This window comes from Flavobacterium noncentrifugens, from assembly GCF_900100375.1.
In the GTDB taxonomy this organism is placed as follows: domain Bacteria; phylum Bacteroidota; class Bacteroidia; order Flavobacteriales; family Flavobacteriaceae; genus Flavobacterium; species Flavobacterium noncentrifugens.
This window is the reverse complement of sequence record NZ_FNEZ01000001.1, coordinates 832,078-844,451: the sequence shown is the minus strand read 5'-3', so window position 1 is coordinate 844,451 and position 12,374 is coordinate 832,078. Positions and strand designations below refer to the sequence as shown.

Below are 12,374 nucleotides of genomic sequence, written 5' to 3'. Positions count from 1 at the left end.
CAATTTCCTTGTCCGAAAATTATTTCTTATTCTGATACAACACCGGATTCAAATCGTCGTCGTTGTACATTTTCATCTGTTTGTAGACTTTCATGAACTTATCTCCGCTTTCAATATCTGCAAGCAAATCATCGATTGCCGTGGACAGATCAGTTCTTTGTTCCAATAAAATATTGAGCTTTACCTGGCATTTGTCGCGGTGTTCCTGAGAAGCTTCGGGACGCGTCGCTTCTTCGTGCATGTGGTAAATTTTCAATGCTAAAATTGACAAACGGTCGAATGCCCAGGCCGGACTTTCGGAATTGATCTTTGCCGAATCTTTCACTTTTACGTTGCTGAATTTCTGTAAAAAATAACCGTCGATATATTCCACCATATCGGTGCGCTCCTGGTTTGAGGCATCGATTCTTCTTTTTAAAGTTAAAGCTGCAACCGGATCAATATTTGGATCGCGGATAATATCTTCAAAATGCCATTGCACGGTATCGATCCAGTTTTTGACATACAACAAATGCTCGAACTGGTCCTTTGAATACGGATTGCTTACCGGCTGGTCTACATTGTCAAATTTGTGGTAATCATGAATGCTTTGCTCAAAAATGGAATTGGCTAACTTTGAAAACATATCTTTACATTTTAAAAGACAAAGATACTTTTTATACTTTTATAACCTAAAATAAAGTTGCTAAGACACAAAGTTGAGTAACTGAGTTTTCATCCACACCCAAAAACCGTAAACAAAAATGCAGATCCATTATATTTCTGAAGCCAATAGTGTCCTGAACCATTTTTTAGGGCAAATTAGAAACGTCAAAGTACAAAACGACAGCATGCGTTTTCGCAGGAACATCGAGCGCATTGGTGAAGTCATGGCGTATGAACTCAGCAAAAACCTGAACTATCGAAATATCGAAATCCAGACACCGCTGGGCATTAAAAAGACGACAGAAATTGAAGACCAGTTGGTTTTGTGTTCGATTTTACGCGCCGGATTGCCTTTGCATTTAGGATTTCTGAATTATTTCGATGATGCGGAAAACGGATTTGTTTCGGCATATCGGTATCACGCAAATAACGATGATTCGTTTGAAATCAAGGTCGAATACCAGGCCGTTCCAAACATAGAAGGTAAAAATTTACTCCTGATCGATCCGATGCTGGCGACCGGCCAATCGATGGTTGCGGTTTTTAATACGCTGATGAAAAAAGGAACGCCGAAGGAAATCCACATCGCCGTGGTTATTGCCGCACCCGAAGGAATTGCGTATTTGGAGCAGCATTTGCCAGACAATGTGCATCTTTGGGTGGCGACATTGGACGAAAAACTCAACGAGAAAAACTACATCATTCCCGGATTAGGTGACGCCGGTGATTTGGCTTACGGGAATAAATTATAACTGCGAAAAGAAGCAGAACAATCCACACGCAATTGCAATTGCAACGACAACATCGCGCTGCCATTTGGCTTCGGTCGCTTCAATGTGGCTGGTTGCCATCATCGCCAGTGGCGCGAAAGTAAAAATGACAAGATCGTTGCTTTTGCTCGGGGAAATCACAAAAATGACAATTCCAATGAGAAAAGCCGAAATGATCTTTTTGTAAGAGGAATGCAAGATCAACGGCCTGTTTGACAACGACATCAACAGCGAAACCAGGAAAAACAAAGAAACAGTCGCATAAATCGACAAAGCCACATTCTGGAAATTGTTCGTGAAATAATTGATTTTGAAATTGAATGTTGCACTGTGAATCAAATGATCGATCCACGTTTTATCAAACATCGTAGCGAAAAAAAGGAAAACCGTCGCGGCCGTGAAAAACGCGATAAATGGCAAAAACCAGTTGCGATAATCGCGCGCTGCATGAAAAAGTATCGAAATAAAAACAAGCAAAATGAACAAAATCGCCCAGAAATGAAAGATCGAAGCGATAAAAATCCACAAGGAAGCATCAAATATTTTTTCTTTTGGTGCTTTAAGTGAGTGCAACGAAACCAATCTCCGCATCGCCAGCAGCACGAAAAAATTGGACACGATCAACTTCCAATCGTCTAAAACCGGCGGGAAAAACATCAGAAAAATCAGATAGAACAAAACCGTAAAAGCACTGTCTTTGCTGAGTCCGTTCTTTTTTACAATGAAATTCGCAATGAAAATCGATGCATAAATTAGCGCCAGCAAACCGAATTTAAACCCGAAATGAACCAGCGAATTTTCACCCGTTGCATGCTGAATCTGATATAAAAAAAAGAAAAACAAAACCCCGAGAATGACAATCGAATAATTTAACGGCGTAGATTTTCTAAAAACACTTGCGATCATGAGGATATTTTATACTTTTGTAAATGTAAATATAATACTTGTTTAAAATGAGAGCATTTTTTGAAGGAATCCAATGGTTATTTGAAAACGTTTTATTCATTCCACAGAACTTTTTAAGGAAACTGGAATTGTCACATTGGTTTTTAGCCAATACGATCAACTGGATCTTTATGATCATTTGCGCGAGCTTCATGGTTTACTGGATCAAACAGCTTCGTCTTTTTGATCAAAAAGGTGAAGAAAACCAAGATACAACGGCGCATTCGTTCTTAAAGTAAGTCGAAACCGATATCTTTTCTAAAATACATCTTATCAAAACTTAGTTTTTCTATGTTTTGGTAGGATTTTTTTATGGCCTGTTCGAAATTGTCTCCAAATGACGTTACTGCCAAAACTCGCCCGCCGTTGCTGACCACTTTTCCATTTTCAGTTTTTGTTCCGGCATGAAAAACAATCGAATCCGATACATTTTCAACACCCGAAATCACTTTTCCTTTCTCATAATCTTCAGGATAACCGCCCGAAACCACCATGATGGTTGCGGCTGTTCTTTGGTCAATTTCGAGTGACACTTCATCGAGTTTCTGATCGGCGACAGCCTGGAACAATTCTACCAGATCAGATTTCAATCTAGGAATCACGACTTCCGTTTCCGGATCTCCCATTCTGACGTTGTATTCGATCACGATTGGCTCGCCTTTGACATTGATCAACCCGATGAAAACAAACCCTTTATACGGAATACCGTCTTTTTGCAAACCGTCGATCGTAGGTTTTACAATGCGCGTTTCAATTTTTTCAAGCAGCAGTTCATTCGCAAACGGAACCGGAGAAATCGCGCCCATTCCGCCAGTATTTAAACCGCTGTCGCCTTCACCTATGCGTTTATAATCTTTTGCTGTTGGCAGTATTTTATAATTTTTCCCATCGGTTAAAACGAAACAGCTGAGTTCGATTCCGTTTAAAAATTCTTCGATCACGACTTTTGCACTTGCCGCGCCGAATTTTTCATTGATAAGCATGTTGCGCAGTTCTTCTTTGGCTTCGGCCAATTCGTGAATGATCAAAACGCCTTTTCCCGCTGCCAGTCCATCAGCTTTCAATACGTATGGCGGTTCGAGCGTTTCGAGGAATTTGCAGCCTTTTTCAACCGTTTCTTTCGTAAAACTGTCGTAAGCTGCGGTTGGGATTTTATGCTTTACCAGAAATTCTTTTGCGAATTCTTTACTGCCTTCGAGTTGCGCACCAAGTTTTGAAGGTCCAATTACTGGAATATGTTTCAACTGCTCATCATTCGCAAAAAAATCGAAAATTCCTTTGACCAACGGATCTTCCGGACCAACGACAACCATATCGATTTTCTCCTGAATCGCGAATGTTTTGATGGCTTCAAAATCCAATGGATTGATGTCGATATTCGTTGCAATGTCAGACGTTCCGGCGTTTCCCGGTGCTACGAAAAGTTTTTCGCACTTCGGGCTTTGTGTCATTTTCCAGGCCAAAGCATGTTCCCTGCCGCCCGATCCTAAAAGTAAAATAGTCATGTCGTTGTGGTTTCGTTGTGCACGCAAAAATACTGGCTTTTGAACGGAAAAAATAATTAATCTTTAAAAAATTGTACGTTCCCGATGCTTAATCATTGGTAAATAGTATTTTTGGAAAAAATTACTGGTACGTGTTCAAAATATTCGACATTTCGCTGAAACTAAACGGCTTTCCATTGGAAAAAGCCAAAGCGCAGCTCAAAGAAATTCTGGCCGTTCCCGATCGTAATTTTGAAGATTTTACAGATAAAAAAAAGAAAGCGATTGCTGAATTTCATCTGAAAAACAATCCGTTTTATGCAACATTAGTCGGCAGCAATAATTTTTCAGATTGGAATTCGCTTCCGGTTATAAAAAAATCCGATTACCAAAGGCCTTTGTCTGAAAGGCTTTCCAGCGGATTTACAGAAAAAACAGTTTACATCAACAAGACTTCCGGTTCCAGCGGCGATCCTGTGGTTTTTGCAAAAGACAAATTGTACCACGCTTTGATCTGGTCGAATATTATCCGGAGGTTTGGCTGGTACGGCGTTGATTTTAACCATTCGTGGCAAGGCCGATTTTACGGAATGCCGGTAGATTTTATCAACAATTTAAAACTGCGCTTTAAAGATTACCTGAGCAAACGCTACCGTTTCAGCATTTTTGATTTGTCGGATCGCGGACTTGAAAAAGTCGTGGCGAAATTTGCTTCGAAAAGATTCGATTACATCAACGGTTATACGAGCTGTGTCGTTTTATTGGCAAAATACTTACAGAAAAACGGCTTGATTCTTAAGAATATTTGCCCGACATTAAAAGTTTGCATTGTCACTTCGGAAATGCTTTTTGATGACGATAAAATTTTGATTGAAACTTATCTCGGCGTTCCAGTTGTTAATGAATATGGCGCTTCAGAGCTTGATGTGATTGCCTTTCAAAATCCAGATGACGAATGGGTGGTGAATGCCGAAACCTTATTCGTAGAAATTCTGGACGAGAACAACAATCCGCTTCCCAATGGAAGAGAAGGCAAAATCGTCGTAACTTGCCTGTACAATTATGCGCATCCGTTCATTCGTTATGAAGTGGGCGATTACGGAATTTTGGACGAAAAAAGTACTCCGAAAAAACCAATCCTGAAGAAATTGATCGGACGCACGAACGATTTTGCGATCTTGCCAAGCGGAAAAAAACCGGCCGGAATGACGTTCTATTCGATCACGAAAAAATTGTTCAACGACGACGGAAATGTGAAAGAATTTACGATCAAACAAACAAAAACCGATACCTTTGAAATTGATTACGCCAGCGAAAGGCCGTTGACCGAATCGGAAATCCGGACGATTGAAAATGTCTTTTCCGATTATCTCGAACCCGGACTCAATTATCATTTCCACAGGAAAGATTTTCTCCAAAGAAATGCCGCCGGCAAACTCAAACAATTCACCTCTTTACTAAAACAATCCTGATGAAAATCACTATAGTTGCAGGCGCACGCCCGAATTTTATCAAAATCGCACCGATCATCAAATCCATCCAAAAAAAGGAAAATGAAGGTGCTAACATTTCGTTTCGCCTCGTGCACACCGGGCAGCATTATGATAAAAACCTCAGCGATACTTTTTTTGAAGAATTAAATATTCCGCAGCCAAACAGCAATCTCGAGGTAAAAAGCGGTTCGCAATCGCAGCAAACGGCTGCCATTATGGTCGCGTTCGAACAGGAATTGATAGACAATCCGTGTGATTTGGTTTTGGTTGTTGGCGATGTGAACTCGACAATGGCATGCGCCTTGGTCGCAAAAAAAATGAACCTGAAAGTCGCGCATGTCGAAGCTGGAATCCGTTCCGGCGATATGACCATGCCTGAAGAAATCAACAGGATTGTAACTGATAGTATTACGGATTATTTCTTTACGACTTCTGAAACTGCTTCTGAAAATTTGTTGAAATATGGCGCCGATCCGAAGCAAATCCACTTTGTCGGAAATGTGATGATCGATACGCTGATGCAGAATTTAGGCAGAATCCAGAAACCCGATTTCTGGGAAACATACGATCTTGAAACCGGAAATTATATTATTCTGACGCTGCACCGCCCGTCAAATGTAGACGAAGAAGCCTCTTTGCAGAAATTATTATTGGGAATCGACGCTTTGGCAAATGGCAAAAAAGTCATTTTTCCGGTGCATCCGAGAACCAAAGCGATCCTTGAAAATACCAATATCGATTTCAAAAACATCATTTATGTCGAGCCGCAGGGATATCTCGCATTTATGTATCTGATCAAAAACAGTTTTGCCGTAATTACCGATTCGGGTGGGATTTCCGAAGAAACTACCGTGCTTGGAATTCCGTGTTTTACTATGCGGACAACGACTGAAAGGCCGGAAACGACAACCATCGGAACCAATGTTTTAGTCGGGATTTCGATCGAAAACCTCGAAAAAGAGTTTCATTTATTTCTGCAAAACGGAAAGCGAAACGGTGGCATTCCAAATCTTTGGGACGGAAAAGCGTCTGAACGCATCATCGACATCCTTTTAACGCTGTAAATCCGATGGAAGACATTCTGATCGTATCGAATTATTATCCGCCGGAAAAAGGTGCTGCGGCCAACCGGATTGAGCAATTGGCGTTGAAACTTTATGAAAATAATTACACGGTTTCTGTCGTTTGCCCGTTGCCGAATTATCCGAAAGGGCAGGTTTTTCCAACTTATAAAAAACGGTTTTTTGTAAAGGAAAACTTTCAGAATGTAACGGTTTCTCGGCTTTGGATCTATCCAAGCATCAGCAAAAATATCTTCAAGCGCATTCTTTCGATTCTTTCCTTTGCTGTCGGATTATTTTTTTATTTGTTGTTTGCAAAAACGCCGAAGAAAGTGATCGTGCAGTCGCCGCCGCTATTGTTGTCGTTTATTTCGGTTTTTGTACTTTCGCTTAAAGGCAAAAAAATCATCCTGAATGTTTCCGATTTGTGGCCGTTGGCGGCAATCGAGCTTGATGCTTTGAAAGCCGGCTCATTTTCGCATAAAGTGTCGTTGTTTTTCGAAAGATATATCTATAAAAGAGCGACTCTGATACTCGGACAATCAAACGAAATCATCACACACATTCACGAAATTTTTCCTCAAAAGCCTTGCTATTTGTACCGAAATTTTCCTGATCATCATCTGAACAATTTTGAAATTAAAACTTCTGAAAACCCAAAAATCCAGTTGTTTTATGCCGGATTGCTTGGTGTTGCACAAGGCGTTTTGGAAGTCTGTGAAAAAATGAAACTGGAAAGCCTGAATTTTGAATTCCACATTTTTGGCGATGGCGCAGAGAAAACACAAATTGAAACCTACATCAAAAACCATCCTGAAAAAAACATTGTTTTTCACGGCATGCTCGAGCGAAATGACCTCATTGAAAAATTGGCTACAGCCGATATTGCGCTGGTTCCGCTGAAGACAAGAATTTATGGTTCTGTGCCTTCAAAAATATTCGAATACAGCGCTTTGGGCATTCCCATTTTGTATTTTGGAGGCGGAGAAGGCGAAACCATTGTAGAGAATAACAACCTGGGCTGGGTTGCAAAAGTGGAAGATTTCAACAGCCTGAATGCAATCTTAAAATCGATTTCAGACGACGGGAAAAATGCGGTACAATTGCGAAAAGAAAATGTTTACAAGCAATCTTCGGAACATTTCAATCTCGATGTCCAAATCAGAAACCTCATTCAGAAAAACGTTTTTTAATACGCTTTTTCTTCACCTTTAATGGCGTTGTACAACGTTAAGAAAATGATCTTGATGTCGAGCAGCAGCGACCAGTTTTCCATATAAAAAATGTCGTATTTTACCCTGTAGATAATGTCTTTGTCATTTTCGACCTCTCCACGAAAACCATTGGTTTGTGCCAATCCGGTGATTCCGGGCTTGATAAAATGGCGCACCATGAATTTATCAACTTTTCGGGCATACATTTCGGTATGGCTGACCATGTGCGGCCTTGGGCCAACGACTGACATGTTTCCGATGAGTACATTAAAAAACTGCGGCAGTTCGTCAATGCTCGTTTTTCTGATAAATTTTCCAATATTCGTAACGCGCGGGTCATTTTTCGAAACCTGTTCCAAATCGGCAATCGAGTTGAGCCGCATCGAACGAAACTTATAGCAGTTGAATTCCTTGTAATTCAATCCGTTTCTTTTTTGGGTAAAAAACAGCGGCCCTTTGGATTCCTTTTTGATGAAAAGCGCTAATATCGGAATCAGCCAGGAAAGCAATCCGAGAATAATAATCAACGAAAATACGATGTCGAAAATGCGTTTTCCCAATTTGTTGATGAAGTTATCAAGTGGAATATTTCGTAGAGACACAATCGGAATGTAATCGTAATAATCGAGTTTCAGGTTTCTGGTAAAGATTTCCTTGTCGTCCGGAAGGAATTTCAGGATCTTCAGATTGTTGTCTGAAAAATCAATAAAACTATTCATTTGATGGTTACTCAGGTTGTGTAGCGAGCAATAAATTTCATCTACATTTTCATCGAGCGCAAACTTGAGGCTTTCCTGGATCTTTGCCCGTTTATCGCCTTCGAGGCTGAAAACGCGAACCAATTTATAGCCGTAATCCGGGTTTTCGGTAAAAAATTCGATCAGTTGGTTTACGCTGCTTCCGTCGCCAACGATGACAACACGCCTTAAATTTCCGCCGTAAAAAGAGCGGTATTTTTTAAGCAGGTAATAGACTAGCAATTTGAAAAAAGAAACGGTGATGATCGAAGCCGTCGTATAATTTAAAATCGGGAATGCCTCTGAATATTTGACGTAAAAGCCCGAAAAAGCAAAGCACAAAATGGTAAACAGCGCAAACTGTTTCAGGATCTTATTGAAGATCGACAGTACTTTCGTGTAGCGATAGACTTCGTAAAATCCGCTGTTGATGGCTATGACAATCCACGACAACAAGATGAAGGCGATGAAGTAGATTGAAAAAAAGTTTTCAGGAAGTAAAAAGTACGCAAATACACTGATGATGCAAAGATCGATCATGTAAGTGATGGGCCTGATGTAACCCGAGTACCTTCCTATTTGTGCTGCCGTCATATTAATGAATGTATCCTTCGAAATCTTTGTGCTCTTCTTTTAAAAGCGCTTCGGTTGACAATGATTTAAAGTATTCATAAGTAATTTTCATGCCTTCGCTTCTGGACACTTTTGCTTCCCAGCCCAAAATTTCCCTGGCTTTTGTCGTGTCTGGCTGGCGCTGCAGCGGATCGTTTATTGGCAAATCGCGGTAGACCACCTTTTGATCGGTACCTGTAAGCTTAATGATTTCATCGGCAAATTCCCGGATCGTAATTTCGTCTGGGTTGCCAATGTTTACCGGATAAATATAATCGGAATGCAACAACCGAAAGATGCCTTCTACCTGATCGTCTACATAACAAAATGACCTGGTTTGTGATCCGTCGCCAAAAACCGTCAGGTCTTCGCCACGCAAAGCCTGCCCAATAAATGCCGGAATGACGCGCCCATCGTTGAGGCGCATTCTTGGCCCGTAGGTATTAAAAATCCGTACGATCCTGGTTTCTACGCCATGAAAAGTATGGTAAGCCATGGTAATGGATTCCTGAAAACGCTTCGCTTCATCATAAACGCCTCTTGGGCCAATGGTGTTAACGTTTCCGTAATATTCTTCGGTTTGCGGATGCACCAACGGGTCGCCATAGACTTCAGATGTGGATGCAATTAAGATCCGCGCTTTTTTTACCCTTGCCAATCCTAATAAATTGTGGGTTCCCAATGAACCGACTTTTAAAGTCTGGATCGGGATTTTTAGATAATCGATCGGGCTGGCCGGCGAGGCAAAATGCAGGATGTAGTCTAATTTACCCGGAATGTGGACAAATTTGGTGATGTCGTGGTGGTAAAACTCGAAATTTTTATGTTTGAAAAGGTGTTCGATATTTTTGATATCGCCCGTAATGAGGTTGTCCATTCCAATTACAAAATAACCTTCGGCGATAAAGCGGTCACACAAGTGCGATCCTAGAAAACCCGCAGCTCCGGTAATAAGTATCCTTTTCATATGTAGATTTAAAATTTGTGCTATGAATTTGTTTTAATCCTGCGATTAAACGGGGCAAATTCATATATTTTTCTCCGTCCGGGCTTTTACGAAATCGTTTGAGCCGTTAAAAAGGCAATACATGATCGTAAAGAATATGATGCCTCTTTGCCGCGAAAGAAATGATTCTGTCAAAAATAAACTTATCATTATAATTGCGAAAGAAATATGTATAAAATTTTCGTTCAGAACCGCTTTTATAGTGTTAATTATTAATATTGACAACAATATCAGCAATCCGAAAATTCCGGTTTCGGCTAAAACCTGAATATACTCGTTGTGGAAATTTTTATTCTGGTAACCATCGTTGACTCCGTCGCCCGAAAAAACATTGTGTGCTGCCCCTTTTTCCTTTATTTTTTCATCAGTGGCATTCAATCCGTAGCCGGTAAAAAAAACGCCAGGATCTGCCTGCAGCATTTCCTTAAAGATCCTGATCTGGTAAACCCTGAACGCTGTTCCCGCAAAATAATTGTTTTGAGAAAATGTGGGATTATTCCACGCCTGCCCGACACTTACTTTATTGATGTTTTGTCCCTGATGCACTGTTGAAGCATTCGAACTGAATTCGTCAACGAAACGCTCTTTGATTTTACCGGAAAGGCCAATGGCTGCAACGACCAGAAATACTGCGCCAATTTTAAGGTTTCTCCGTGATCCGGTATAAAAGTGGTAGCACAGCAAACCCAGGACAACGATTATAATATTTTTAGAAGACAATAAAACCATAAAAAAAAGCAGGGCAATTGCTGCGATTTTTTTCCATAAAATGCCTTCTGAATAGCACAGGAAGTAAATGGCTGCAATCGCGACGTATACTGAAACATGGATGGCATTGACATCTTCAGTAACGAGTTCGTGGTAAAAAAATACTGCTGTTTGCTGTGTCATGGCAAATCGGATTGTTGCTTTTATCAGATAAAAACCAACAAAAACCAACATCCCCAAACTATAAAACCGAAGAACGATATGTTTTTGTACAGCTGTAAATGCCGGATAGATCAAAAAACACAATGGAACCAGCGCCAGCGGAATGCTCTTCGACAGTCCTTTTAGCGACATGCGCAGGTCAATGCTCCAAATCAGGGACATGGCCATCATGGCAAACAGCGCTATCGGGAGTAGCAATGTATTTTGGGTTGTAAAATTTGATTTCTTGAAGGTAAATATTGCAGTTGCGGCCAAGATGCCAAGGCTAATGCTGCTGATGCTGTATGGCAATTGAATAGACCATAAAAGCAGGATAACACTGGCTACTCCGGGGTTTTTGCTACTTTCCTGTTTTAATTCCAGAAATGCATTCTTCAAATAATTGTAGGTACTGCCCATTTATTTTTTCCCAGTTAAAATCGTTTTTGATCGTTGTAAAATTATTTTCTACAAACTGCAAGTTATCGCTTTTTTTGATGTTTTCAAGTATGTTCTTTACCTTATGGGCATCAGAAAAATAAAACGCATTCTCTTTCAATACGCCCCTGTTAAAGTCGTTGTTGTGGGCAGCGATAAGTGCTTTTGATGCCATCGCTTCAAGCAGTGACGGATTGGTTCCGCCAACGGAATGCCCGTGAAAATACAGGTTCGAATAAAACCTGAGGTTGTTCAGGCTGTTCAGGTTATAAACTGCGCCAATGAAACGGATGTTGCTTTTTGTCAAAAACTTTTCCTTCAGGTAGCTGCCATATTTGGTGTTGTGGTTTCCGATGACAAGCATTGGTATATCTGAATTCGCCATAGTGACGCCTTCAAGAATCATGTCGAGGTTGTTTTCAGGTTCAAACCTTGCAATGAGCATGTTGTATTTTCCTGCTTCCAACTGGTATTCTGAGAGAATTGACGGATCAGCAGCATCAAATGGATGCGCGCCATAAGCAATGTAAGTCGAGTCTTTCTGGTATTTTTTGCTTAAAAAAGATTTGATACCGAGCGAATCTGAAACTAAAAAATCGCTGCTCCTTACGGCAAGCCTTTCGGCGAATTTAAGAAACTGACGAACGGGCGCTGAATATTTTGATCTTTTCCATTCGAGCCCATCCATATTCGTGATGATGATCGGCTTCTTCGGCAACAGGAAAAACCATACAGAACTGCTGGTGTAACCGAGTTGCAGGATGATGTCGAAATTTCTTCTGCGGGAATCGATGATGCAATTGTAGTCGTAGATAAATTGGCCGAAAGTGCCCATTTTATGTTCAGGATCATACTTGTGGATGATTTTCACCCCATGAAATTCGGCTTCCTGATACGGATGGTTGTGGGAATTGTAGACGAAAATGTCATGCCCTTTTTCTGCAAGATATACCGAAAAATATTCTGTAAACTGTTCGAATCCACCAAAGTGATTCGGAATGCCTCGCGTTCCTATAATGGCTATTTTCATCAGAGCAATTTCAAATTTCTTGGTATTCGC

General features: G+C 40.7%; 12 protein-coding genes. 5 read left to right on the top strand and 7 right to left on the bottom strand.

The features are described from left to right. Positions 1 to 19: 19 nt before the first annotated feature. Positions 20 to 625, bottom strand: a complete 606-nt coding sequence (locus tag BLS32_RS03705; RefSeq protein WP_091391989.1) for a DUF4254 domain-containing protein — start codon at positions 623 to 625, stop codon at positions 20 to 22. A gap of 118 nt (positions 626 to 743) precedes the next feature. Between BLS32_RS03705 and upp the strand changes: the two genes are divergently transcribed. Continuing rightward, positions 744 to 1,397, top strand: a complete 654-nt coding sequence (upp, locus tag BLS32_RS03700) for a uracil phosphoribosyltransferase (RefSeq protein WP_091391987.1) — start codon at positions 744 to 746, stop codon at positions 1,395 to 1,397. Here upp and BLS32_RS03695 read toward each other — a convergent pair. Next, positions 1,392 to 2,321 (bottom strand): DUF6427 family protein, encoded by a 930-nt coding sequence (locus BLS32_RS03695; RefSeq protein WP_091391985.1) that lies wholly within the window; start codon positions 2,319 to 2,321, stop codon positions 1,392 to 1,394. The two genes, upp and BLS32_RS03695, sit on opposite strands and share 6 nt — an antisense overlap. A 47-nt stretch (positions 2,322 to 2,368) precedes the next feature. On the opposite strand from BLS32_RS03695, the gene BLS32_RS03690 reads away from it, so the two are divergent. Further along, positions 2,369 to 2,599 carry a DUF6341 family protein gene (locus BLS32_RS03690; protein ID WP_091391983.1) on the top strand — a complete coding sequence of 77 codons (231 nt, stop codon included), beginning with the start codon at positions 2,369 to 2,371 and terminating at the stop codon, positions 2,597 to 2,599. On the opposite strand, the gene purD is transcribed toward BLS32_RS03690, so the two are convergent. Next, a complete protein-coding gene (gene purD, locus BLS32_RS03685) occupies positions 2,591 to 3,865 on the bottom strand; it encodes a phosphoribosylamine--glycine ligase (RefSeq protein ID WP_091391982.1) in 1,275 nt (424 codons plus the stop codon). The two genes, BLS32_RS03690 and purD, sit on opposite strands and share 9 nt — an antisense overlap. A 131-nt stretch (positions 3,866 to 3,996) precedes the next feature. Here purD and BLS32_RS03680 point away from each other — a divergent pair, with 131 nt between their 5' ends. From BLS32_RS03680 to BLS32_RS03670, 3 genes are read left to right on the top strand one after another with little or no spacing between them, the layout of a single operon-like run. Next, a complete protein-coding gene (locus tag BLS32_RS03680; protein ID WP_091392417.1) occupies positions 3,997 to 5,316 on the top strand; it encodes a phenylacetate--CoA ligase family protein in 1,320 nt (439 codons plus the stop codon). Then, entirely contained in the window at positions 5,316 to 6,401 is a 1,086-nt protein-coding gene (gene wecB, locus BLS32_RS03675; protein ID WP_091391980.1) for a non-hydrolyzing UDP-N-acetylglucosamine 2-epimerase, read from the top strand. The genes BLS32_RS03680 and wecB overlap by 1 nt, the downstream gene beginning before the upstream one ends. A 5-nt stretch (positions 6,402 to 6,406) precedes the next feature. Beyond that, a complete protein-coding gene (locus BLS32_RS03670; protein ID WP_091391978.1) occupies positions 6,407 to 7,591 on the top strand; it encodes a glycosyltransferase family 4 protein in 1,185 nt (394 codons plus the stop codon). On the opposite strand, the gene BLS32_RS03665 is transcribed toward BLS32_RS03670, so the two are convergent. The 4 genes from BLS32_RS03665 to BLS32_RS03650 are packed head-to-tail and all read right to left on the bottom strand — an operon-like array spanning position 7,588 to position 12,344. Beyond that, the gene (locus BLS32_RS03665) at positions 7,588 to 8,943 is read right to left on the bottom strand and encodes an exopolysaccharide biosynthesis polyprenyl glycosylphosphotransferase (protein ID WP_091391976.1); all 1,356 of its coding nucleotides are present in this window, start codon (positions 8,941 to 8,943) and stop codon (positions 7,588 to 7,590) included. The genes BLS32_RS03670 and BLS32_RS03665 overlap by 4 nt on opposite strands. A 1-nt stretch (position 8,944) precedes the next feature. Next, positions 8,945 to 9,928 carry a UDP-glucuronic acid decarboxylase family protein gene (locus BLS32_RS03660; protein WP_091391974.1) on the bottom strand — a complete coding sequence of 328 codons (984 nt, stop codon included), beginning with the start codon at positions 9,926 to 9,928 and terminating at the stop codon, positions 8,945 to 8,947. 60 nt (positions 9,929 to 9,988) lie between these two features. Then, positions 9,989 to 11,296 (bottom strand): O-antigen ligase family protein, encoded by a 1,308-nt coding sequence (locus BLS32_RS03655; RefSeq protein WP_091391972.1) that lies wholly within the window; start codon positions 11,294 to 11,296, stop codon positions 9,989 to 9,991. Continuing rightward, positions 11,238 to 12,344: a DUF1972 domain-containing protein gene (locus BLS32_RS03650; RefSeq protein ID WP_091391970.1), complete on the bottom strand. Its 1,107-nt coding sequence runs from the start codon at positions 12,342 to 12,344 to the stop codon at positions 11,238 to 11,240. The genes BLS32_RS03655 and BLS32_RS03650 overlap by 59 nt, the downstream gene beginning before the upstream one ends. Between the last annotated feature and the right edge of the window lie 30 nt (positions 12,345 to 12,374).